22 protein-coding genes and 1 tRNA gene are annotated in these 21,805 nt (G+C 68.9%); 11 read left to right on the forward strand and 12 right to left on the reverse strand.

The annotated features are described in order from the left end of the window. Window positions 1-158: 158 nt before the first annotated feature. From ACFWV8_RS15165 to ACFWV8_RS15180, 4 genes are all read right to left on the reverse strand, one after another. Window positions 159-1,793: a hypothetical protein gene (locus ACFWV8_RS15165; RefSeq protein ID WP_384201223.1), complete on the reverse strand. Its 1,635-nt coding sequence runs from the start codon at window positions 1,791-1,793 to the stop codon at window positions 159-161. Continuing rightward, the gene (locus ACFWV8_RS15170) at window positions 1,790-2,605 is read right to left on the reverse strand and encodes a hypothetical protein (protein WP_384201226.1); all 816 of its coding nucleotides are present in this window, start codon (window positions 2,603-2,605) and stop codon (window positions 1,790-1,792) included. The genes ACFWV8_RS15165 and ACFWV8_RS15170 overlap by 4 nt, the downstream gene beginning before the upstream one ends. A gap of 3 nt (window positions 2,606-2,608) precedes the next feature. Continuing rightward, entirely contained in the window at window positions 2,609-2,785 is a 177-nt protein-coding gene (locus ACFWV8_RS15175; protein WP_384201229.1) for a hypothetical protein, read from the reverse strand. 187 nt (window positions 2,786-2,972) lie between these two features. Next, window positions 2,973-3,437 (reverse strand): helix-turn-helix domain-containing protein, encoded by a 465-nt coding sequence (locus ACFWV8_RS15180; RefSeq protein ID WP_384201232.1) that lies wholly within the window; start codon window positions 3,435-3,437, stop codon window positions 2,973-2,975. Between the two features lie 639 nt (window positions 3,438-4,076). Between ACFWV8_RS15180 and ACFWV8_RS15185 the strand changes: the two genes are divergently transcribed. From ACFWV8_RS15185 to ACFWV8_RS15195, 3 genes are all read left to right on the forward strand, one after another. Then, on the forward strand, window positions 4,077-4,292 hold the full coding sequence (locus tag ACFWV8_RS15185) for a DNA-binding protein (RefSeq protein ID WP_384201236.1): 216 nt from the start codon (window positions 4,077-4,079) through the stop codon (window positions 4,290-4,292). Window positions 4,293-4,445: 153 nt separating this feature from the next. Further along, complete coding sequence (locus ACFWV8_RS15190) at window positions 4,446-4,667, forward strand: helix-turn-helix domain-containing protein (protein WP_384201239.1); 222 nt, start codon at window positions 4,446-4,448, stop codon at window positions 4,665-4,667. Next, the gene (locus ACFWV8_RS15195) at window positions 4,664-5,872 is read left to right on the forward strand and encodes a tyrosine-type recombinase/integrase (protein WP_384201241.1); all 1,209 of its coding nucleotides are present in this window, start codon (window positions 4,664-4,666) and stop codon (window positions 5,870-5,872) included. Before ACFWV8_RS15190 ends, ACFWV8_RS15195 begins: the two co-directional genes overlap by 4 nt. 283 nt (window positions 5,873-6,155) lie before the next feature. On the opposite strand, the gene ACFWV8_RS15200 is transcribed toward ACFWV8_RS15195, so the two are convergent. Then, window positions 6,156-6,229 (reverse strand) — tRNA-Gly (locus ACFWV8_RS15200). A 430-nt stretch (window positions 6,230-6,659) separates the two neighbouring features. On the opposite strand from ACFWV8_RS15200, the gene dcd reads away from it, so the two are divergent. Together dcd and ACFWV8_RS15210 are read left to right on the forward strand one after the other, a co-directional pair. Further along, window positions 6,660-7,235 (forward strand): dCTP deaminase, encoded by a 576-nt coding sequence (gene dcd / locus ACFWV8_RS15205; RefSeq protein ID WP_189111071.1) that lies wholly within the window; start codon window positions 6,660-6,662, stop codon window positions 7,233-7,235. 5 nt (window positions 7,236-7,240) lie between these two features. After that, window positions 7,241-7,738, forward strand: coding sequence for a phosphoribosyltransferase (locus tag ACFWV8_RS15210; RefSeq protein WP_384201245.1), 498 nt, complete (start codon window positions 7,241-7,243; stop codon window positions 7,736-7,738). A gap of 56 nt (window positions 7,739-7,794) precedes the next feature. Here ACFWV8_RS15210 and ACFWV8_RS15215 read toward each other — a convergent pair whose 3' ends face one another. The 4 genes from ACFWV8_RS15215 to ACFWV8_RS15230 form a co-directional block, all read right to left on the reverse strand. Further along, complete coding sequence (locus ACFWV8_RS15215) at window positions 7,795-8,754, reverse strand: Yip1 family protein (protein ID WP_384201248.1); 960 nt, start codon at window positions 8,752-8,754, stop codon at window positions 7,795-7,797. Between the two features lie 137 nt (window positions 8,755-8,891). After that, entirely contained in the window at window positions 8,892-10,007 is a 1,116-nt protein-coding gene (locus ACFWV8_RS15220; RefSeq protein ID WP_384201503.1) for an FG-GAP repeat domain-containing protein, read from the reverse strand. Between the two features lie 238 nt (window positions 10,008-10,245). After that, window positions 10,246-12,540 (reverse strand): heterodisulfide reductase-related iron-sulfur binding cluster, encoded by a 2,295-nt coding sequence (locus ACFWV8_RS15225; RefSeq protein ID WP_384201251.1) that lies wholly within the window; start codon window positions 12,538-12,540, stop codon window positions 10,246-10,248. Between the two features lie 117 nt (window positions 12,541-12,657). Next, a complete protein-coding gene (locus tag ACFWV8_RS15230; RefSeq protein ID WP_384201254.1) occupies window positions 12,658-13,401 on the reverse strand; it encodes a sugar transferase in 744 nt (247 codons plus the stop codon). Between the two features lie 265 nt (window positions 13,402-13,666). Here ACFWV8_RS15230 and dnaK point away from each other — a divergent pair, with 265 nt between their 5' ends. The 5 genes from dnaK to ACFWV8_RS15255 all read left to right on the forward strand — a co-directional run bounded on the left by dnaK (window position 13,667) and on the right by ACFWV8_RS15255 (window position 18,444). Beyond that, the gene (gene dnaK, locus ACFWV8_RS15235) at window positions 13,667-15,532 is read left to right on the forward strand and encodes a molecular chaperone DnaK (RefSeq protein WP_384201257.1); all 1,866 of its coding nucleotides are present in this window, start codon (window positions 13,667-13,669) and stop codon (window positions 15,530-15,532) included. After that, a complete protein-coding gene (gene grpE / locus ACFWV8_RS15240) occupies window positions 15,529-16,206 on the forward strand; it encodes a nucleotide exchange factor GrpE (RefSeq protein WP_384201260.1) in 678 nt (225 codons plus the stop codon). Before dnaK ends, grpE begins: the two co-directional genes overlap by 4 nt. Before the next feature lie 62 nt (window positions 16,207-16,268). After that, complete coding sequence (gene dnaJ, locus ACFWV8_RS15245; RefSeq protein WP_384201263.1) at window positions 16,269-17,477, forward strand: molecular chaperone DnaJ; 1,209 nt, start codon at window positions 16,269-16,271, stop codon at window positions 17,475-17,477. Window positions 17,478-17,482: 5 nt separating this feature from the next. Beyond that, window positions 17,483-17,959 (forward strand): heat shock protein transcriptional repressor HspR, encoded by a 477-nt coding sequence (locus tag ACFWV8_RS15250; protein WP_329384173.1) that lies wholly within the window; start codon window positions 17,483-17,485, stop codon window positions 17,957-17,959. A 224-nt stretch (window positions 17,960-18,183) separates the two neighbouring features. Continuing rightward, window positions 18,184-18,444: a hypothetical protein gene (locus ACFWV8_RS15255; protein ID WP_384201267.1), complete on the forward strand. Its 261-nt coding sequence runs from the start codon at window positions 18,184-18,186 to the stop codon at window positions 18,442-18,444. Here the strand turns inward: ACFWV8_RS15255 and ACFWV8_RS15260 are convergent. Then, complete coding sequence (locus tag ACFWV8_RS15260; protein ID WP_384201270.1) at window positions 18,436-19,413, reverse strand: LuxR C-terminal-related transcriptional regulator; 978 nt, start codon at window positions 19,411-19,413, stop codon at window positions 18,436-18,438. The genes ACFWV8_RS15255 and ACFWV8_RS15260 overlap by 9 nt on opposite strands. Window positions 19,414-19,588: 175 nt before the next feature. Beyond that, on the reverse strand, window positions 19,589-20,572 hold the full coding sequence (locus ACFWV8_RS15265) for a helix-turn-helix transcriptional regulator (RefSeq protein ID WP_384201272.1): 984 nt from the start codon (window positions 20,570-20,572) through the stop codon (window positions 19,589-19,591). Window positions 20,573-20,864: 292 nt separating this feature from the next. Here ACFWV8_RS15265 and ACFWV8_RS15270 point away from each other — a divergent pair, with 292 nt between their 5' ends. Further along, complete coding sequence (locus ACFWV8_RS15270) at window positions 20,865-21,185, forward strand: hypothetical protein (RefSeq protein WP_023539836.1); 321 nt, start codon at window positions 20,865-20,867, stop codon at window positions 21,183-21,185. 131 nt (window positions 21,186-21,316) lie between these two features. On the opposite strand, the gene ACFWV8_RS15275 is transcribed toward ACFWV8_RS15270, so the two are convergent. Continuing rightward, complete coding sequence (locus ACFWV8_RS15275; RefSeq protein WP_384201275.1) at window positions 21,317-21,721, reverse strand: pyridoxamine 5'-phosphate oxidase family protein; 405 nt, start codon at window positions 21,719-21,721, stop codon at window positions 21,317-21,319. Window positions 21,722-21,805 lie beyond the last annotated feature (84 nt).

Consider the following 21,805-nt stretch of genomic DNA (forward strand, 5'->3'; position numbering starts at 1 on the left):
GGAGATGCGTGAGCATTGCTGCCATCGGCAGCAATGCTCACGCGATAACTTGCTCCGCCTGAGGTCGAGTTGGGGTCCTCCTGGCCGGGCTCGTGGGCGGGGGTTTTCTGCGGGTGTGTCATCGGATGGGGTTCCTTGTCGTGCGTGGTTGTCGGATGTCAGTTGGCGGTCTCGGTGCGCAGTTCTTGCAGGACGAGGCCCAGACGGTCGTTCCGGCCGCCTCTCAGACCCTCCTGGCGGAGGATTTCCCGCAGTTGGACCCGGTTGACGGTTTCGTTGCCGTCCCGCTCCAGGAGGGCCGGAACATGGGGTCTGACCCTCGTGACGAGCTGCTCCACCGGCAGCGCCGATTCCCTCGACGCGCCCTTCGCCTGGTGTGCACGGGTCCGCTTCCGCTTCCCCTTCGGCTTCCGCCGCGCGGGGACCGAGCCAACACGGCCCCGGTCCCCGCCACGCTCGGTCCCCGCGTCGGTCCCGGTCCCCGAGCTGATCCCGGTCCCCGTGTCGGTCCCGCTCGGTACCCGGTCCCCGGTGGGTACGGTCCCGGTCCCGCTCGGTGCCCGGTCCCCGGTGGGTACGGTCCCGGTCCCGCTCGGTGCCCGGTCCCCGGTGGGTACGGTCCCCGACTCGGTCCCGCTCCGTCCCCGGTGCGGTTGGGGGGTGTGAGCAGGCATTTCACCCGCGAAACGCTCGGTCCCCGATGGGCTGTTGGGCTTCTCGTTGGGCTGCGGCTCGACGGCTCCGCTGCTCGTCTCGGTCCCCGGCTCGACGGCTTTGGTCCCCGTGTCTTGGTGCCGGCTTTCGGGGACCGGTCCCCGTTCGGTCCCCTCTCGGTCCCCGTCGGGTTCGGTATCCGTGCGGGGACCGTCGCCGGGGACCGAGGGGGCTTGGGCCTGCGCTGAGGGAACCGTGCCTGACCTCGGATCAGCCGGTTCGTCGTGCCCGGTGGTCCAGGGGGAGGGGAGGGGGACGGTGGCGAGGGCGTGTGCGTGCCGTCTGGCGGCGAGCTGGTCGAGGAGCTGCGCGCGCTGGGCGGGGTCGGTGCCGACTGCGGCGCGTCCAACTGCTTTGGACAGGCGGCGTGCGAGTCTCCTCCCGCGCCACCGTTGCCGCTGCTGGGGTGTGTGTTCGGCGAGGCGGGTGGCGAGGGTGACGGCGCGGGTGGTGGCGCGGTCGCGGGTGATCTGCGCGGCGTCGCGGTCGCGGGCGGCGATGCCCAGGCGTGAGAGGAGGCGCTCGCGTGCTTCGCGTCCGAGGGTGGCGAGGAGACCTTGCGATGTGGCGTCGGGCTTGTGTAGGCGCAGTTCGATGCCCATGGCGAGGTGCCAGAGCATGGCGGCCATGACGGGTCCGACGAAGGCCCGTACGGTGCCGCCAACGGGTCCGGACTCGGCGTACGCGGGGATGATCTGTACTCCGGTGATGACCCAGACCAGGCTGCCGGGAAGCCCGGGTGCGCCTTGGGTGGCGAGGTTCTGGCGGGCCATCAGGGCGGTCGCGAACAGGGCCAGTTCCGCGGCGCCGAACATCATGGCCCGCTCCACGGTGCCGGCCATGTCGAGATAGTCGGCGGCGAACCGCCAGCTCGTGTCGGCGCTGTAGGCGGTGCAGCCGACCGCGGCGAGCGCGGCGACCTTCACCGCCGGGCTGCCGGGTCGGCGCGGGGTGCGTGCGGCTCGCCGACGGCTTGTCCACCCTGCTGCCGCGAGGGACAGAACACCGGTCACCGCGATCCCGACCGCGAGAAGAGTGAGCAGGTCGGTGATCGAGCCTGAGTGCAGGAGGTTGCTCATGCGGCCTTTCTGAGGAGGGAGTTCGCGGCGTCGGCCGACAGGGGGCGGGTCACCGGCCCTTCCATATCGCGCCCGTTGGGCGCGGGTCGACTGGCTGTCGAGCTTGGCCTCGGGCGCTCCGAGGCCGTTGCGGGCTGCTGGGTGTGCTGCGCGGCGGCGGATTCGAGGCGGCTCGGGTGGGGTGTGGTCCGGGGGACGTTGCCCCTGGCTCCGCCGTCGGGGCCGACGCGCCTGCTGCGGCAGGGCAGCCCCTCGGCGGCGTGGCACCACTCGCACTGGACACCGAGGGCATCCGGCCAGCCTTCGGCGATGGTCGCCTCGCGTGCTGCGCGGGTGGGCCGGTAGGTGGCCAGCTGTGTGCGGACGTGCGGGGGTATGCACGAGCCGATCTCCCGCAGCCGCGCTTCCAGGTCGGGACGCGCCCGCCCGCCGGTGAGGGCCCGGTGTTGGGCGGGCTGCGCGCTGCCGGTTGCCACGGCGCGCCTGGTGCGGGCCAGTTCGGCGGTCCAGGCGGCCTGGTCGTCCGGGTCGGCGGTCGGGGTGGGGTCGGTGTGCCGGTGGAGGCGGTCGCGGCGGTAGGCGTTCCACCGGCGGGCGATGTCGGCGGGGAGGATCGGGTACGGCGAGTTGAGGATGTGTTCCCGGGCGATGAGGCGGGTGTCCCATCCGTGCCCGGTCTCCAGGGGCACGTCGCCGAGCAGGTGGTGCCACTGGGCTATCTGGTCGCGGGCTTCGCCGGTGCCGGTGCGGATGAGGCGCGGGTCGAGCCGGCCGAGGTAGGCCAGCAGAGCGCCGACTTCGTTGGGAATCACGTGCTACTCCGTTCCGTTCGGCTCGTCGAGCGCGGCGCGCAGGGCGGCGGTGTGAGCCTCAACCCTGGTCAGCCCGCCGCCGGTGGGGCCGTTGCCTGGCAGGGCATAGAGGCTCGGGCGGCTGAGGTTGGGGGTGGGGTTGTGCTCGCGGGCTTCCAGGACCGCCAGTCGGCCGCCCACGCTCCTGCCGTGCGGGGCTGGAATCCGGCACGGTGCGCACGCCACTTCGCGTCGGCGGCGGCGAGGCCCTGTTCGCCGAGGCGGTCGAGGTGGCCCTCTTGCCGGGCCCAGATGTGGGTGTCCGGATCTGCATGCCACTCGCTGGCCGAGGCAACGGCGGCGGCACCACTGCTGCTGTACCTACGGTTCACCTTCGGTTCACTACGGTTCTGGGGGCCGGTTTCTGACCCTTCCGGGGGTCGGGATCCGACCCGTCCCTGGGCCGGATTCCGTGTCTCCGCAGCCGATTTCCGTCCAGCTCAGGCACCGGATCGGAGGCGGTCGGCGGCTCGACAATCGCCTCGGGGTCGTCCTTCGTGGACGCAGCGGCCTTCGCGAGCTGGGCGGAGGTGCCCGGCAGCCGGTAGACCGTGCTGCGCTGCGGGCCGATGAAGGTGTCCAGCGTCTGCAGCTCGCCGCTGTTCACGAGGGTGGCCAGAGCGCTGCGCACGGCGTTGCGGCTCGCGTTTGTCCGCTGCATGAGAGAGGCGATCGAGGCCCAGGCGACGCACTGTTCGTCGGGCACCCGGTCGGCGATCGACAGCAGAACCAGGCGCGCGGTTCCCCGGCTGGAGCTGTGCTCCCACACCCACTCACGGGCGTCCTTGCTCATCGGCCGCCCCGGCGGCCGGCTGCGGTGGGACCAGGCGGCTGGCTCGGCCTCGGGGCATGGGAGGCGGCTACGGCGGGCTGGGCCGTATGGTCGGGCATGGAGGTTCCTCACCCGGTGGCCAATGGGCTGGCACCCATGGCGCACCGTTGTGTTCGTCGCGGAAGGGCGAATCGGCAGGGGACTTGGCGGCTCCCGGCGCTCAGCGTGCCGGGAGCCGGTCTCATTTCCGGGCGGGCGAATCCAAGAAGCCACACCCGCGCCGCACAAGTCCAGCATTCACCGGAGAAAGCGCACAGCTGTCGGCGAACACTTGCTGCGGGGTCTTTCTCTAACGGTAGACCCGAATCGCCGGTTGACGAAAAAGCCCGCGCACCGGCAAAGCCAGAAGCATCACATCGCGGAAACCTTGCACAGCCGCCGCGACCCGAGCTACAACACACAACCCCACGTCAGAGCACGCCTTGACGCCTGCCGCCGACATCCGCACTTCGCCCCCGGGCATCCCGCTCAACTTCCCTGTGGCGGTGAAACGGGGCGCAACATAGCCGCAGAACGCCGGTTCACGAAACCGGCGAACGCGAGGTGCAAATTTGGCTATGGAAATCAGACCGCTCGCAATAGGTCGGCCAGGAATCCGGGGTGGACCCCATCATTGAATTCCTCCGCACCCGGCACGGCATCGACAAGTATCAACTCGCCTACCGGGCAACCGCTTTGGGTCGCCCGGTGGCCAACACCGCCGTGTGCCGCATCGAACGCACCCCACGACGCCCCGGTATCGACGCCCTCGTCGTCATTGCGGTCGCGCTGCGCGTCTCGCCCTCCGCACCGCTGCGGGAGCCGACCGACCCCTAGCCGGGCCGGCACTGCCTCCCCCCGCCCTTCCGCGATCAACACCCAAGGCGCCGCCCAGGGATGCCAGTCCCGCGCGCCGGAACAGGAACGTTCTTGCACCGCTCCGCCATGCCCTCGCGCGGACCCTCCGCCCGGACCGCTGCCTGGAAGGAGGTGAGCAACGAACCCGATCGCCTCCTTACCGTGTCCGATGCCGCCGAACGGCTCGGTACCGGCGAGCGGTTCGTACGCCGCCTGATCCACGAGCGCCGTATCCGCTACGTCAAGGTCGGCAAGCACGTCCGCATCGCCGAGAGCGTCCTTCGCGCCTACGTGGACGAGCGGACCATCGAGCCCGTCCGCAGCGCGCGGTCCCGTCACGGGAGAGTGGCTTGACCGCCCGCGCCCGTGGGGCTTCGCGTCGCCGCTTCGGCGCGATACGCAAGCTGCCGTCCGGCCGGTACCAGGCTCGGTACCCGGGCACCGACGGCGTGTTGCGCCCAGCCCCGGATACGTACGAGACGAAGCGCGACGCCGAGGTCTTCCTCGCTCAGATCCAGGCCGACCAGACGCGTGGCGACTGGATCGACCCGGCCGACGGCGAGGTGCTGTTCGCCGAGTACGCCACCCGCTGGATCGACGAACGGGGCCTCGCGCCCACCACGGACGAGCTGTACCGCCGACTCCTGCGACTCCACCTGGAGCCGACGTTCGGGGCTCTGTCCGTTAACGCCATCAGTCCGGCCCGCGTCAGGTCCTGGCGTGCGGAGCGGCTGCGGGCCACCGGCAGGACCACGGTCGCCAAGTCGTACCGGCTGCTGAAAGCCATCATGGAGACCGCGGTCGACGACGACATGATCCGCAAGAACCCGTGCCGTATCCGCGGCGCGGGACGCGAAGAAGCCGACGAACGTCCCGTCGCGACGGTGGCCCAGGTCTTCGCTGTCGCCGATGTCATCGGCCTGCGCTGGCGGCTGATGGTCCTCCTCGGCGCGTTCGCCTCGATGCGCCCTGAGGAACTCGCCGAACTGCGCCGAGGGGACATCGACCTCGACGCGGGTTCCCTCTGGGTACGCCGTGCCGCGCCCGAGCTGAACACCGGACACCGCGTTATCGGTGACCCCAAGTCCCGTGCCGGCAAACGGGAGATCGCCCTGCCCGCCTTCCTGTACGAAGACCTCCGCCGTCACCTGGAATGGTTCGCCGAGCCGGGAAGCGACGGGCTGGTGTTCGTCGGAGAGAAGGGCGCGGCCCTGCGCGGTACGACCTTCGGGCGCAAGTGGCGAAGAGCCCGGGATCAGGCGGGCCTGCCTGAAGGTTTCCGCTTCTACGATCTGCGGCACACCGGCAACACCCTCGCCGCCGACACCGGGGCCAAGCTGAAGGACCTCATGGTCCGCGCGGGCCAGTCCTCCGAGAAGGCACAGCTCATCTACCAGCACTCCACCAAGGAGCACCAGCGCCGGCTCGCCGCCGACATCGACCACGACGTCCGCCGCCAGACACAGCCGACCCAGCAGAGGGGCAGCGGAAGCGCGACCATTCACCCTCTCCTGCCACGCCCGCAGGGACCCGGCGCACAGGCCGCTCGTCGCCGGTAGTCCGAAGGACTGCCTCCTCCTGCCGCAGAGTGACGACGACAAGAGCAGTCGCCCCGCAGCGGATTCGCCCCCGCACAACCCACCCCGACCCATCTCCTGTGATGCAGGTCACTCGAAGTGCGTCTCATTCAATGAGACGACGGAGTGTCAGGCGACGCCTGAGGAGGTTCGGCAGCACCGTTCGGGCTGGTCGGAGGGGTCGTTGTGGCACGCGAATGGCACGCGGCCGGAAAATGGTCTAGGCAACAAAGGAGGCCCAAGTCGCTGACTTGGGCCTTCGTCGTGGAGCGGGTGACGAGAATCGAACTCGCGCTCTGAGCTTGGGAAGCTCATGTTCTACCATTAAACTACACCCGCGCGAATCGCCATGATCAGTGGCGCTTCCGTGGACACTCTACCCCATTGCCGACTCCAGTCGCTCGATGTGGCCCTCCGTCCCGGGAGTTGGGGGTAGCCTCCGTCATCGGAGTGCCGCTTCGGCGGGTGTCTTGCTGATCCCCTAATGTGTGGGTTCGTCCGCGTTCTTGGGGAAGGGACCTGATGGACTTGATGGATCGCACCGTCGTCCGCTGTGCCGAAGGGCATGTGTTCAGTACTACGTCGTTCCCGATGCAGCAGCTTGACGCCGGGCGGCTCGGCCCCGGGCGGTTGATTCGGTGTCCGCGTTGTGCTCGGTTGCGGCATGCCGTGCCCGTGGAGGTCGGGCGGCGCTGACGTAGGTGGTCGGCAGGGGCGCGCGGGGTTGCCCGAGTGGGGCGGGTCCGCGCGTTCTGCGTATCCTCGGGGCGTGCTTCTCTCTGACAAGGACATCCGGGCCGAGATCGACTCCGGGCGCGTACGTATCGACCCTTACGACGAATCGATGGTGCAGCCGTCGAGTATCGACGTACGGCTCGACCGGTTCTTCCGTGTGTTCGAGAACCACCGTTATCCGCACATCGACCCCGCCGTCGAGCAGACCGATCTGACCCGCAAGGTCGAGCCGGCCGGGGACGAGGCGTTCATCCTGCATCCCGGGGAGTTCGTGCTCGCCTCGTCGTACGAGGTCATCTCGCTGCCCGACGACATCGCCTCCCGGCTGGAGGGGAAGTCGAGTCTCGGGCGGCTGGGGCTCGTCACGCACTCCACCGCCGGGTTCATCGACCCCGGTTTCTCCGGGCACGTGACCCTGGAGCTGTCGAATCTCGCGACGCTGCCCATCAAGCTCTGGCCCGGCATGAAGATCGGGCAGTTGTGTCTTTTCCGGCTCAGTTCGCCGGCGGAGTTTCCGTACGGGTCCGATCGTTACGGGTCGCGTTATCAGGGGCAGCGCGGGCCCACCGCCTCCCGCTCCTTCCTGAATTTCCACCGGACACAGGTGTGAGAAGAGTGGGTGATGTACGGGAGGATCTGACCTATGAGCGGTTCGGGCTAGCCGTACGGGAGTTGGCGCAGGCCGTGGCCGACGACGGGTACGAGCCCGATGTCATCCTGAGCATCGCCCGCGGCGGGGTCTTCGTCGCCGGCGGGCTCGCGTACGCGCTCGACTGCAAGAACATCCATCTGGTCAATGTGGAGTTCTACACCGGCGTTGGTACGACTCTCGAAATGCCGGTCATGTTGGCACCCGTACCGAATGTCGTCGACTTCTCCAACAAGAAGATCCTTATCGCCGACGACGTCGCCGACACCGGGCGCACGCTCAAACTCGTCCATGAATTCTGTCTCGATCACGTCGCCGAGGTCCGCAGCGCCGTCATATACGAGAAGACGCACTCGCTGGTGAAATGCGAGTACGTCTGGAAGCGGACCGACGAGTGGATCAATTTCCCCTGGAGCGTGGAAGCCCCCGTCGTGCGCCGGGGCGGGCAAGTTCTCGACGCTTGAGCTTGAGAAGTTGAGCGACGGTGGGCCCGCCATCGTCCCGGTGGCGGGCCCAGTCGTCAGATCGTGCCCAGCTTGATCAGCGACAGCAGCGCGATCAGCTGGATCGCCGACGCACCCAGAGCCTTCGGCCACGGGAGGTCGTGCGACCGGCTCACCATCATCGTGAACAGCGCCCCCGCCGCGACCCAGGTGATCCAGCCGAGCATCTGCACCAGGGAGTTCTGGCCGCCCAGGAAGAGCGCGAAGACCAGGCGCGGGGCGTCTGTGATCGACATGATCAGCATCGAGAGGCCGACCGTCGGCTGCCAGGCGCCGTCGCCGCCGAGCTGACGGGCCAGCGTGTGGGTCACCGCGCCCAGGATCAGACCGCCGATCACGAAGGCGACGGCGGTCGTCAGGACGTACGGGACGGCCGTCGAGAGGGTGGCGTTTATCGCCTCCTCGCGGGCGCCGTCGAAGCCGAAGATGGCGAGCAGCCCGTAGAGGAACGTGACGACCAGCGCCGGGCCCCAGACCGCGTAGTCGCGCATCTGCCAGAACGTCCCGTTGGGGCGCAGCACGATGCCGGTCAGCAGCTGCTTCCAGTGCAGGCGCGGGCCGGCCGGGGCCGGTGCGGAGCCCGCGTGGTACGTCGCGCCGTCGCCGTAACCGTGCTCGTCCACGCTGAACTGCTGCGTGTGGCCTGGGTTGTTGGCGTACGGGTCGTGCGCGCCGCCACCGGCGTGCTGCTGGTTGTACGGGTCGCCGAAGTACTCGGGCTCGCCGTGTCCCCCGGGCCCGCCGCCTTGTCCGCCCGGTCCGGGGTAGCCGTAGCCGCCCTGCGAGGGGCCGGGGTGTCCGGCGCCCGCCGGGGGCCACTGCTGCTGCGGAGGGCGCGGCTGCCGGCCGTACGGGGGTGCCGGCTGCCCGCCTCCGTACTGCGGAGGGGGCGCCGCCTGCCGTCCGTACGGCTGCTGCTGCGGGTCCTGCTGACGTGTGCGGTTGTCCCGGCCGCGTCCGATCCTGAATCCAGCCACGTCACCGAACGTACCCGTTTCGGGCGGGCGCGGGGCTGGAGGAGCTGGAACAGGCCAGCCTTTGCGGCCGAGCTGTGACATCCCTTAAGGGAACCCTGGGGGGCCCGCCGCACCGGGCGAGTGGGGGCTGGATCCCCTCACTTGAGGAAGATCGACGTACTGAAGCTGATCACCGGGCGCTCGGCCGCCTTCCCGTCCTTCCCCGACGGGTACAGCGCGATCAGATCCTTCTCCTCGCCCTGGTGCGTACGGGTCAGTACGTCGGGCCGTTTGTCGCCGGTGAAGTCCGCGGACTCCAGGAGGTCCGTCGTGGTCTTTCCGCCCGCACCGGGCAGGTTGGGCGCGGGCGGGAGTCCGACGGCCTTGAAGGCGTACGTGCCGCCCTTCCCGCCCGGTCCCTGCGGGCCGCCCGGCATCAGCTCGCCCTTGGCGGCCTTGCCGGGCTCGTGGGTGCGGGTGGCGTGCACCAGGTCGTCGTAGCCGTCGCCGTCCGTGTCCGCCTTGCCCGCCGGGGCGTAGAGGACCGGGCCGCCGCCGGGGATCGGTTCCGCCGCGGCGCGGGGCGCGCCCGCGCGGGTGAACGGGCCGCGCAGGTAGCTGACCTGGCCGGCGCTCGCGGAGACGGCGAGATCCGGTTTGTCGTCGCCGTTGAAGTCGCCGCAGACCGGGTGGTCGGGCCACTCGTTGCCGAAGCGCGCCTTCGCGGGGATCTTCAGGACCACGGCCTTGCCCGTGAGGCCGTCCGGGCCGCCGAAGAGCAGCTGGAGGGGGACGGGCGGGCGGCCCTGGCCGTCGTACGGCGGGTCCGTGCTCACGATCAGGTCGGCGAAGCCGTCCCCGTCCAGATCGCAGGTGGCCGCCGCGTCGAAGGCGGCCGGGAGGACGCCGTCGGTGGCCGCGCCGTTGGCGGCGGGGGTGAGTGTCTGGCGTACGGCGGGGTCGACACCGCGCGGTGAGCCGGAGCCGTACACGATGCCGATGCCCGCGTCGTCGCCCTGGACGGCGTCGGGGGCCTTGACCAGGTCGTTCAGTACGAGGTCGCGGTGGCCGTCGCCGTTGAAGTCGGCCGGGACGTCGCTGCCGTCGCCGCGCGGGACGGGGCGCTTCGGTACGGAGGCGGCGCCGGACAGGGGCGCGGTGTCGCCGTTCTTGGCCTCGCTGCCGCTGCCGCCGCCCGGCTTGTCCTCCGACCCGGAACCGCTGCAACCCGCCAGCAGCAGGGTCAGCGCCGTACAGAGGCCGGCACCGGCCATCACCGCTGTCGACGCGCCGGTACGTATGCGCACGACCTCATCCACCTACTTCTGTCCGGTCACCTGACATTCGCTGCCACATGATGCTCCAGTTCGCGCGTCGCGGTAAGGAAACGGACCGATCGCGATCACGGGCCGATCGGCTCAGGAGACGGCAAAGGCCGGACCCGCCCCCGAGGCAGGTCCGGCCTTCGCGTCCTCCGTATGTTCGGCCTTCGCGTCCTCCGTAAGGAGGGCGTTACGTCGCCGGCTCCGGCTCCGGTTCGACCGCCGGTTCCGCGGAGTCCTCCGGGTCCGCAGGCGTCCGCACCGAGTCGAGCAGCAGTTGCGCCACGTCCACGACCTGGAGCGATTCCTTCGCCTTGCCGTCGTTTTTTTTGCTGTTGACCGAGTCGGTCAGCATCACGAGGCAGAACGGGCACGCCGTCGACACGATGTCCGGATTCAGCGAAAGCGCCTCGTCCACACGCTCGTCGTTGACACGCTTGCCGATCCGCTCCTCCATCCACATCCGCGCACCGCCCGCGCCGCAGCAGAAGCCGCGCTCCTTGTGGCGGTGCATCTCCTCGTTACGGAGGCCGGGCACCTTCGCGATGATCTCGCGCGGCGGTGTGTAGACCTTGTTGTGCCGGCCCAGGTAGCAGGGGTCGTGGTAGGTGATCAGGCCCTCGACCGGGGTCACCGGGATCAGCCGCTCCTCGTCGACGAGGTGCTGGAGCAGCTGGGTGTGGTGGATGACCTCGTACTCGCCGCCGAGCTGCGGGTACTCGTTCGCGATCGTGTTGAAGCAGTGCGGGCAGGTCGCGACGATCTTCTTCGAGGACTTCGGCTTCCTGGTCTCCGGGTCGACCCCGCCGTCCTCGTTGAGGGACTCGCCGTAGGCCATGTTCAGCATCGCCACGTTCTCCTGGCCGAGCTGCTGGAACAGCGGCTCGTTGCCCAGGCGGCGGGCCGAGTCGCCCGTGCACTTCTCGTCGCCGCCCATGATCGCGAACTTCACACCGGCGATGTGCAGCAGTTCGGCGAACGCCTTCGTGGTCTTCTTGGCGCGGTCCTCAAGGGCGCCGGCGCAGCCGACCCAGTACAGGTAGTCGACCTCGGAGAGGTCCTCGATGTCCCGGCCGACGACCGGCACCTCGAAGCCGGCCTCCCGCTCGATCTCCTTGGTCCACTCCAGGCGCTGCTTCTTCTGAAGCCCCCATGGATTGCCCTTCTTCTCCAGGTTCTTGAGCATCGTCCCGGCCTCCGAGGGGAACGAGCTCTCGATCATCACCTGGTAGCGGCGCATGTCGAGGATGTGGTCGATGTGCTCGATGTCGACCGGGCACTGCTCGACGCACGCGCCGCACGTGGTGCAGGACCAGAGGACGTCGGGGTCGATGACACCGTTCTCGGCCAGCGTCCCGACCAGCGGGCGTTCGGCCTCCGCGAGGGCGGACGCAGGCACCCCGGCCAGTTGCTCCGCTGACGCCTTCTCCTCGCCCTCTGCCGTCTTGCCGCCGCCGGCCAGCAGGTACGGCGCCTTGGCGTGCGCGTGGTCGCGCAGAGACATGATCAGGAGCTTCGGCGAGAGCGGCTTGCCGGTGTTCCAGGCGGGGCACTGCGACTGGCAGCGACCGCACTCCGTGCAGGTGGAGAAGTCGAGGATGCCCTTCCAGGAGAACTGCTCGACCTGCGAGACACCGAAGACGTCGTCCTCGCCCGGGTCCTCGAAGTCGATCTCCTTGCCGCCGGAGACCATCGGGCGCAGCGCGCCCAGCGCCGTACCGCCGTCGGCCTCGCGCTTGAACCAGATGTTCGGGAAGGCCAGGAAGCGGTGCCAGGCGACGCCCATGTTCGTGTTGAGGCCGATGGTGATGGCCCAGATCATCGTCACGCCGAGCTTGATCATGGCGGTCAGGTAGACGAGGTTCTGGAGCGTGCCGAGGCTGAGCCCCTTGAAGGCCAGGACCAGCGGATACGAGGCCCAGTACGCGGGGTCGTAGCTGTCGACGTGGTGCAGGGCGCCTTCGAGGCCGCGCAGGGTGAGGATCGCGAGGCCGATGACGAGGATCACGTACTCGACGAAGTACGCCTGCCAGGCCTTGGAGCCGGTGAAGCGGGACTTGCGGCCGGCCCGTGAGGGCAGGTTCAGCAGCCGGATCGCCATCAGTACGAGGATGCCTACGGTCGTGGCGAGTGCGATGAACTCGATGTAGACCTCGTACGGAAGGAAGGTGCCGATGTACGGGATGATCCAGTCGGCCTGGAAGAGCTGGCCGTACGCGTTGACGATCGTCAGCCCGAGCGTCAGGAAGCCGATCGCGACGAACCAGTGCGCGAAGCCCACGACGCCCCAGCGGTTCATCCGCGTATGGCCGAGGAACTCCTTGGCGAGGGTGACCGTGCGCGCCCTGGGGTCGTCGGTGCGACTGCCGGCCGGTACGGGTGAGCCGAGCTTCACGAACCGGTAGATCTCGACGACGGCTCGGGAGATGAGCGCGACGCCGACCACGGTCAGCACCAGCGACACGATGATCGCGGCGAGTTGCATTGGGGGCTCCTCGGGCCTGCGAGGGTGGGAAGAACAGCACCACGTCAGTGGCTTCTACTGAGAAGTAACTGCTTCTACTAAGCGGTAACTTAATCGGTTTGTGCTGAGGGTACCCAGTTATCCCGCCGCACTGTAGCCGCGCGGCCGGTGATCTGTGTCGCTGAGGTGACCCTGTGCGGGGATCCGCGGCGTGGCCGTGTCCGTCTCGTACGGGGCGGAGGCTGCGGCCGGCGTACGGGCGAGGATCAGCAGGTCGAGGCCGATCCAGTGATGCTCCACGTAGTGCTGGTCGAGCAGCGCGGGCTCATCCCAAGGAAGCGGGGAGCGCCGGCGCACCTGGGCGAGGCCGGTGAGGCCCGGCCGTACGGACTGCCGCCAGGGCGCCGCCGCGCGGGGGTCGCCGGGCGCGAGCGGCGCGGGGCCGACGAGGGACATCTCGCCGCGTACGACATGGGGCAGGCGCGACAGCAGGTCGAGCCGGTGGCGGGGGGTGGCCAGGGAGCGGACGGCGAAGATCCGGCCGTCCATGCCGACCCGGGGTCCGTGGGTGAAGGCGCTGCCGGGGTGCCGCCTGGAGAGCGTGAGGGTGAGGGCGACGGCGGCCAGTACGGGTGAGGACAGAACCAGCAGCAGTGAACCCAGCGTCAGGTCCAGAAGGCGCTTGGGGTCGAGGACATGATCGAGGGTCCGGTCCAGGACGCCGAGGGTCCGGTCCAGGAGGCGGTCGACGACGCGGTTGACGACGCGGTTCAGGGTGCGGCCCAGGGCGCGTTTCAGCGCGCGGCCCAGGGTGTGGCCGGTGGCCCGGCGCGGATGGTCACCGGCGCGGGTCGCCGGGCCGGGAAGCGGGCGCGGAACCATGAGATACCCCCGACCGTTTGTGTGGACAGTGCGTGACTCGTGGCTTTTGCGAAGCGGGTGCCGGACGATCCTGGCCCAGCGGGGGAGTGAAGTTCCGAAGGCGCGCGGGCCTGCGGGAACGGCTGTCGCACGGCATGGTTCCCGGGTGGCGCCCCGAAATCGGGCCGCACGTTAGTTGAGTCCCCTCGACTCAGCTCTGTTGACGCCCAGGGATCGGTCGTGCATCCTTGAGCCTGTTCCACTCAAGTCAGCTGGAGGAATCGAAATGGCACGTGCGGTCGGCATCGACCTGGGCACGACTAACTCCGTCGTCAGCGTTCTCGAAGGCGGCGAGCCCACCGTCATCACCAACGCCGAAGGCGCCAGGACCACGCCGTCCGTCGTCGCCTTCGCCAAGAACGGCGAGGTGCTCGTCGGAGAGGTCGCCAAGCGCCAGGCAGTCACGAACGTCGACAGGACCATCCGGTCGGTCAAGCGCCACATGGGCACCGACTGGAAGATCAACCTCGACGGCAAGGACTTCAACCCGCAGCAGATCTCCGCGTTCGTCCTTCAGAAGCTGAAGCGCGACGCCGAGTCCTACCTGGGTGAGAAGGTCGCCGACGCGGTCATCACCGTCCCCGCCTACTTCAACGACTCCGAGCGCCAGGCCACGAAGGAGGCCGGCGAGATCGCGGGCCTCAACGTCCTGCGTATCGTCAACGAGCCGACCGCCGCCGCGCTGGCGTACGGGCTCGACAAGGACGACCAGACGATCCTCGTCTTCGACCTCGGCGGCGGCACCTTCGACGTGTCGCTCCTGGAGATCGGTGACGGCGTCGTCGAGGTGAAGGCCACCAACGGTGACAACCACCTCGGTGGTGACGACTGGGACCAGCGTGTCGTCGACTACCTGGTGAAGCAGTTCGCCAACGGTCACGGCGTGGACCTGGCCAAGGACAAGATGGCTCTCCAGCGTCTCCGCGAGGCCGCGGAGAAGGCGAAGATCGAGCTGTCGTCCTCCACCGAGACCACGATCAACCTGCCGTACATCACGGCGTCCGCCGAGGGCCCGCTGCACCTGGACGAGAAGCTCACGCGCTCGCAGTTCCAGCAGCTGACGGCCGATCTGCTGGAGCGCTGCAAGACCCCGTTCCACAACGTCATCAAGGACGCCGGTATCGCGCTGTCCGAGATCGACCACGTGGTCCTGGTCGGCGGCTCCACGCGTATGCCCGCCGTCGCCGAGATCGTCAAGGAGCTCACCGGCGGCCGTGACGCCAACAAGGGCGTCAACCCCGACGAGGTCGTGGCCATCGGTGCCGCGCTCCAGGCCGGTGTCCTCAAGGGCGAGGTCAAGGACGTCCTGCTGCTCGACGTCACCCCGCTGTCCCTGGGTATCGAGACCAAGGGCGGCATCATGACCAAGCTGATCGAGCGCAACACGACGATCCCGACCAAGCGTTCCGAGATCTTCACGACGGCCGAGGACAACCAGCCGTCGGTGCAGATCCAGGTCTACCAGGGCGAGCGCGAGATCGCGGCGTACAACAAGAAGCTCGGGATGTTCGAGCTGACCGGTCTGCCGCCGGCCCCGCGCGGCGTGCCGCAGATCGAGGTCGCCTTCGACATCGACGCCAACGGCATCATGCACGTGGCCGCGAAGGACCTCGGCACCGGCAAGGAACAGAAGATGACCGTCACCGGTGGCTCCTCGCTGCCGAAGGACGAGGTCAACCGGATGCGCGAAGAGGCCGAGCAGTACGCGGACGAGGACCACCGCCGTCGCGAGGCCGCCGAGACCCGCAACCAGGCCGAACAGCTCGTGTACCAGACCGAGAAGTTCCTCAAGGACAACGAGGACAAGGTCCCCGGTGACGTGAAGGAAGAGGTCGAGACCTCCATCGGCGAGCTGAAGGAGAAGCTCAAGGGTGAGGACACGGCCGAGATCCGTACGGCCACGGAGAAGGTCGCGGCCGTCTCGCAGAAGCTCGGCCAGGCCATGTACGCCAACGCGCAGGCCGAGGGCGCCGGCAACGACGCCCAGGGCACGGAGCAGGCCGGTCCCGCCGGCGGCCCCGACGGCGCTGACGATGTCGTGGACGCCGAGATCGTCGACGACGAGAAGCCCAAGAAGGACGGTGCCGCGTGACGGAGGAGACTCCGGGCTTCGAAGAGGAGCCCGACGTCCCTTCCGGCGCCACCCCCGAAGACGCCGCGCCGAAGGCCGCCGCGTCTGGCTCCGCCAAGGAGCCGGGCCCGGCGTCCCCGGCCGGGGACGTACAGCAGGACGCCACACAGATCGCCCTGATCGCACAGCTGGACCAGGTCCGTACGGCGCTCGGTGAGCGCACGGCAGACCTCCAGCGGCTTCAGGCCGAGTACCAGAACTACCGCCGCCGGGTCGAGCGGGACCGGGTCACGGTCAAGGAGATCGCCGTCGCGAGCCTTCTGACCGAGCTGCTGCCCGTGCTCGACGACATCGGGCGCGCCCGTGAACACGCCGAGCTGGTGGGCGGGTTCAAGTCGGTGGCGGAATCGCTCGAAACGGTGGCCGCGAAGATGGGCCTCCAGCAGTTCGGCAAGGAGGGCGAGCCCTTCGACCCGACGATCCATGAAGCCCTGATGCACAGCTACGCGCCGGATGTCACCGAGGACACGTGCGTCGCGATCCTGCAGCCTGGGTACCGGTTCGGCGAGCGGACCATCAGGCCCGCCCGTGTCGCCGTGGCGGAGCCCCAGCCGGGGGTCCAGCCCGGGGAGAAGGCGAAGACCGCCGACGAGCCGGACACGGACGAGGAGAGCGGTGGCCCGGACGAGGGCTGACGTGCGCGACAGCGGTACGGACGGGCAGTACGCATGACGGGCAGTGAGGAGGGACGTCGGGAATGAGTACCAAGGACTTCGTGGAGAAGGACTACTACAAGGTTCTCGGCGTCCCCAAGGACGCCACCGAGGCCGAGATCAAGAAGGCGTACCGGAAACTCGCCCGCGAGTTCCACCCGGACGCCAACAAGGGTGACGTCAAGGCCGAGGAGCGCTTCAAGGAGATCTCCGAGGCCAACGACGTGCTCGGCGACCCCAAGCGGCGCAAGGAGTACGACGAGGCGCGCTCGCTCTTCGGCAACGGCGGCGGCTTCCGGACCGGCCCCGGCGCCGGTGGCGGCGGGTCCTTCAACTTCGACCTGGGCGACCTCTTCGGAGGCGGCCCGCAGGGCGGCGGCGGAGGGCCCCAGGGCCAGGGCGGCGCGGGCGGTTTCGGCGGCGGGCTCGGGGACGTGTTCGGCGGCCTCTTCAACAGGGGCGGTCCCGGCACCGGTACGCGTACGCAGCCGCGCCGCGGCCAGGACATCGAGTCCGAGGTGACGCTCAGCTTCACCGAGGCGGTCGACGGGGCCACTGTCCCGCTGCGGATGTCCAGCCAGGCGCCCTGCAAGGCGTGTTCGGGCACCGGCGACAAGAACGGCTCGCCGCGGGTCTGCCCGACCTGCGTGGGCACCGGACAGGTGTCGCGCGGCACGGGCGGCGGCTTCTCGCTGACCGATCCGTGCGTGGACTGCAAGGGCCGTGGGCTGATCGCCCAGGACCCCTGCGAGGTCTGCAAGGGCAGCGGCCGTGCCAAGTCCTCACGGACCATGCAGGTCCGCATCCCGGCGGGCGTCAGCGACAGCCAGCGGATCCGGCTGCGCGGCAAGGGCGCTCCGGGTGAGCGCGGCGGTCCGGCGGGCGATCTGTACGTGGTGGTCCACGTCGGCTCGCACCCGGTCTTCGGCCGCAAGGACGACAACCTCACTGTCACGGTGCCGGTCACCTTCGTGGAGGCGACGCTCGGCGGCGAGGTCAAGGTCCCGACGCTGGGCGGGCCGCCGGTCACCCTGAAACTGCCCGCGGGCACGCCCAACGGCCGTACGATGCGCGCCCGGGGGAAGGGCGCCGTACGCAAGGACGGCACCCGTGGCGACCTCCTGGTCACCGTCGAGGTGGTCGTGCCCAAGGAACTCGGCGCCGAGGCCCGTGACGCGCTGGAGAGTTACCGGAAGGCGACCGCGGGGGAGAACCCGCGGGACGAGCTGTTCCAGGCAGCGAAGGGAGCGTGACTCCAATGGACGGGGTCGGGCGGCGTCGACCGCGCTCATCGTTCAATCCGAGCTTCGAACTGACCGAAGAATCGCCGGTGTACGTCATCTCGGTGGCGGCCCAACTGTCGGGCCTGCATCCGCAGACCCTGCGCCAGTACGACCGGCTGGGCCTTGTCTCGCCGGACCGTACGGCGGGCCGGGGCAGGCGCTACTCCGCGCGCGACATCGAACTGCTCCGCCAGGTACAGCAGTTGTCGCAGGACGAGGGCATCAACCTGGCCGGAATCAAGCGCATCATCGAACTGGAGAACCAGGTCGCGGCGTTGCAGGCACGCGTCGCCGAACTGGGCGCGGCGGTGGACGGCGCGGCGGCGGCGATGCGCCAACGCGAGGCCCAGGTCCACGCGTCGTACCGGCGTGACCTGGTGCCGTACCAGGACGTGCAGCAGACGAGCGCGCTGGTGGTGTGGCGGCCGAAGCCGAAGCTGTCGTCGGACTAGGACCAGGAGCTTGACGGGGAGGAGGGCCCGGTGCCCCCTGGAGAGATCCAGCGGGCACCGGGCCCTCGGTCTTTCGCCGACTTCCTGGACCGCTCCGGCCCGTTCGGCACCCACCGCTTTGTGCCAGCGTTTTCGCGGAGCGAAAGGACAGTCGGCTTGGAGAAGAGGCCCGTTGGTGAGGTCGGCCGCAAGGTCGCCGAGGTCAACAGAACAGGTCTTCGGTGATGGCCCTTGTGCCCCTCGTGTACCTGGCCCTGGCGACGGCGTGGACTCTGTTGCCCTTCCTCGCGATGAGGGAAAGGGGTGTGGCGACACACCTTCTTGTCGGCCATGTCGCGGTCGGAACTGTCGCATGGCTGTACGCCGTGGTGTTCACCCAGTTGGGCCCAGCGGTGGTGTTCTGCGCAGGTCCTGGCACGTTGATCTCGCTGCTTTTCGTTTTCCTCAGGGTGGCGTTCCCCGACAAGAGGAACGAGTCACACTGAACGGGGCGTCTCGGGATCGACCAGGCCCGACTGGATCAGCAGGGCGCCGAGGTGGGTGCGGCTGGAGGCGCCCAGGGCCTGCATCAGTTTGGCTATGTGCGAGCGGCAGGTGCGGACACTGATGCCCATGCGGCGGGCCACCACCTCGTCGGTGGTTCCTTCGACGAGGAGGCGGGCGATGCTCTGTTGGACCGATGTGACCGGGGTGTCCCGGGAGACGGCGGGCGGGCGTTCCGTGATGGGGGTCGCCTGGGCCCACAGGACCTCGTAGACCTGTATGAGGTACGTGATCAGGGCGGGGTGCCGGATCTCCAGGGCCGTGCGGCGGTCGGTGCTGGCGGGGATGAAGGCCAGCGCGCGGTCGACGATGATCAGGCGCTCGACGGTCTGCTCGACCGTGCGTACCTCCAGCCGGTCGGCGGGGACGTTCTCCAGGTACTCCTTGATGTGCGGGCTGTAGCGCGCCGGGTGCTGGTACAAGTGCCGTAATCGGGCGCCTCGTTCGATGGCGGAAAGGGAGCGGGACAGACCCTCCATCATGAGTTCGCGCTCCCGGCTGAAGCCCGGCTGGACTGTCAGGATCTCTTGCGTCGCCGCACGCGCGGCCTCGCCGACCTTCGCGTCGATCAGCGCTTTTCCGTCCAGCAGGGTGATGGAGAGGTTGGGGTCCTCGGCGACGACGGCGCTCAGAGGCGCGAGTGAGTCGACGAGGGAGGCGGTGAGCCGCACGCGTTCGTGGATCTCGCGCGTGATGGGCTGGAGAAGGTGTGCCAGGGCCGCGGACGGCAGTACCGGGCACAGCCACGCGTCGTCGAGAGGGTCGGGGTACAGCAGCGCCATGTCGAGGAGGCAGGGCGCCGGCCCCAGCGCGGCGCGAGCGATCCGTCTGTTGCGCAGCGCCTCGCTGTAGAGCTGGATCCCCGTCTCGCACAATTCGCGGTCACTGTGCGGATGCGGCTGATTGTCCATATTTGCGCCTATACGGCTACCCCCCTGTTTCTGCAATGCATGAAGATGGCGGTGGTGGTATTCCGGGTGCTGCGGGATCGTTGCCGGTGGTTGGGAGCACGTTCAACTCCCGCTTCGCACATCGGCCGTGACCGCGTCTCCCCCCGATGCGGTCACGGTTCCCCTCTTCGAAAAGTCAGTGATCATGGTCCAGAATGCCTGACTGGGCGATCAGGTAGCCGAGTTGGGCCCGGCTGCCGCTGCCGAGTGTGGTGCTCAGCTTGGCGATGTGCGCGCGGCAGGTGCGGACGTTCATGCCGAGCCGGCGTGCGATGGCCTCGTCCACGTGGCCGTCGATGAGGAGTTTGGCGATGGAGCGCTGGATGCTGGTGATGCCGTCGATCTCCGGCGCGTAAGACAACTGCTCGTCCCAGGGAGTTCCGTGGAGCCAGAACTGCTCGAAGACGCCCACGAGATACTGCACGAGCCCCTCGTGGCGGAGTTCCAGGGCGATCCTGCGGTCGCTGCGGGCCGGTACGAACGCCACTTTGCGGTCGACGATGATGAGGCGCTCGATGATCTCCTCAAGCGTGCGCACCTCCACCCCGTGCGGCGCGACCCGTTCCACGTAGGCGAGCGTGGCGGGATGGTGCCGGGCCGTGTGCTGATACAGGGTCCGCATCTTCACGCCGCTGTCTATCAGCGGGCGGACCCGGCGCAGGGCCTCCTCCTGGGAGCCCGGTTTCCGTCCGCTGCCGGGCTGGACGGTGAGCAGTTCCTCGGTGCACTCCGCGGTGACCCGGTCCAGGGTGGAGTTGATGAGGCTCAGCCCTTCGAGCACGGTGATGGCGTGCGTGGCTGACGGGTCCATGGCGGTGAGCGTCATGAACGGTTCGAAGGTCTCCGCCAGCGACATGGCGAGCTGGCGTCGCTCCTGGATCTCCCGCTCAAGGGGATGCGTGAGCTGATTCAGTGCGATCGACGGGGATACCGGCCTGAGCCACTGGACATCGTCCGGGTCCGGGCGCAGCAGTGCGAGGGCGAGCAGGCAGGGCGCGCTCTCCACCTCCGACCGGGACAGCCGGCCGGAACGTAGAGCTGCCGCGTAGAGGTTTTTTCCGGCTTCGCATAGTTCGCCAGGCCCATGCCTATGTCCGTCAATTCCCTGACTTGACTGCATTTGACACCCCCTCAGGGTCCTGAATTACAGGAACATGATGCCTGTGCTCGCTGGTGGAAGCGTTCTGCGTGGTCCATCGTCTTAGTCGCGGGGGGAGGATAGTGATCAGAATGGGGTGGAGATCGTCCATGAAGAGGATGGCTCGCGCGTTTTGCGTACTTGCTTTTGCGGTGGCCGTGACGGGCTCGCTCGTCGCGGGTGGCACCCCCTCGGCGGACAGTGCGTCTGTGTCCGCCGTCAAGGCCCTGCCGAGTGATCCCTCCTGGGACAGCGCACCGGTGGACTTGGGCGCATGACTGTCCCGCCGGACGACAGGGTCTTTCGGCGCGAGATGGCTTCGGCCTACCGGTCGGGATGGCACTTCATCGATCTCGTCACGGCGATCCCTCACCGTGGTGACTCGTTGATGGTCACCCTGTTCGGTGAGCCCGTGGTCGTCGTCCGCGAGGAGGATGAGGACGTCCGTGCCTACCGGTGTCTGAGGAAGCCTCGGGGGGCGCCGCAGCCTGTGCGCTGCGCGATTCGGTACGACATGATTTTCGTAAATCTTGACCAGCGTGACCACCAGCTGGTCGAACCACAGACCATTTCCGCCACCCCCCGCAGTGCCTGAGCGATTCCCCCGTCGTAGTAGATCGCTCGGGCGCTTCCCCCACACAGCGGCGCCATCGTGGACCTGAAACGCGATGGCGCCGCTGTGCTGCCCTCGTGCGGGCCGGACGCCGGCGTACCGCGCGGGGCCGGTCATCCTCTGCCGAGCGCGCGGTCGACGGCGATCTCGATGACGATCCGGTCCGGGTTGGGTGCCGGCGTGCGTTCGTAGCGGGCCGCGTAACGGCCTACCGCGTCCGCGACCCTGTCGGCCTCTGTCCGTACCGTCGCGACGCCCTCAAGGGTCGCCCAGCGCCGTCCCTGGACCTGACAGACCGCCACCCGTGCCCCGTCCGGGCCCGCCGCGAGGATGTTCGCGGCCTTGGTGGAGTTCTTGCCGGTGATGACACGTGCCAGCCGGGTCTCCGGGTCGTACGTCACGCCCACCGGCACCACGTGCGGTGTGCCGTCCGGCCGGAGTGTGGTCAGGGTGCACAGGTGGCGTTCGCGCCAGAAGGCGAGATAGTCGGCGTCGGGAGCACGTACGTCTTGGGCCATGCCGGAAGAATAGGCGCGTAATGGCCTCGGGGGCGCGGGTCGGCGGTAGTTGGTCGGTGGAGCGGGACGCGTCCCCTTCGGGCT

The sequence above is a fragment of the Streptomyces sp. NPDC058665 genome (genome assembly GCF_042714995.1).
Lineage (GTDB): Bacteria > Actinomycetota > Actinomycetes > Streptomycetales > Streptomycetaceae > Streptomyces.

What these genes read in the sequence shown, in the direction of transcription:
- ACFWV8_RS15230 (WP_384201254.1), bottom strand. Translation starts at nt 13,401, where the DNA reads ATGGTTCCGCGCCCGCTTCCCGGCCCGGCGACCCGCGCCGGTGACCAT.
- ACFWV8_RS15180 (WP_384201232.1), bottom strand. Translation starts at nt 3,437, where the DNA reads ATGAGCAAGGACGCCCGTGAGTGGGTGTGGGAGCACAGCTCCAGCCGG.
- ACFWV8_RS15270 (WP_023539836.1), top strand. Translation starts at nt 20,865, where the DNA reads ATGACTGTCCCGCCGGACGACAGGGTCTTTCGGCGCGAGATGGCTTCG.
- ACFWV8_RS15255 (WP_384201267.1), top strand. Translation starts at nt 18,184, where the DNA reads ATGGCCCTTGTGCCCCTCGTGTACCTGGCCCTGGCGACGGCGTGGACT.
- ACFWV8_RS15265 (WP_384201272.1), bottom strand. Translation starts at nt 20,572, where the DNA reads ATGCAGTCAAGTCAGGGAATTGACGGACATAGGCATGGGCCTGGCGAA.
- ACFWV8_RS15275 (WP_384201275.1), bottom strand. Translation starts at nt 21,721, where the DNA reads ATGGCCCAAGACGTACGTGCTCCCGACGCCGACTATCTCGCCTTCTGG.
- ACFWV8_RS15225 (WP_384201251.1), bottom strand. Translation starts at nt 12,540, where the DNA reads ATGCAACTCGCCGCGATCATCGTGTCGCTGGTGCTGACCGTGGTCGGC.
- ACFWV8_RS15260 (WP_384201270.1), bottom strand. Translation starts at nt 19,413, where the DNA reads ATGGACAATCAGCCGCATCCGCACAGTGACCGCGAATTGTGCGAGACG.
- ACFWV8_RS15220 (WP_384201503.1), bottom strand. Translation starts at nt 10,007, where the DNA reads ATGGCCGGTGCCGGCCTCTGTACGGCGCTGACCCTGCTGCTGGCGGGT.
- ACFWV8_RS15250 (WP_329384173.1), top strand. Translation starts at nt 17,483, where the DNA reads ATGGACGGGGTCGGGCGGCGTCGACCGCGCTCATCGTTCAATCCGAGC.
- dnaK (WP_384201257.1), top strand. Translation starts at nt 13,667, where the DNA reads ATGGCACGTGCGGTCGGCATCGACCTGGGCACGACTAACTCCGTCGTC.
- ACFWV8_RS15165 (WP_384201223.1), bottom strand. Translation starts at nt 1,793, where the DNA reads ATGAGCAACCTCCTGCACTCAGGCTCGATCACCGACCTGCTCACTCTT.
- dnaJ (WP_384201263.1), top strand. Translation starts at nt 16,269, where the DNA reads ATGAGTACCAAGGACTTCGTGGAGAAGGACTACTACAAGGTTCTCGGC.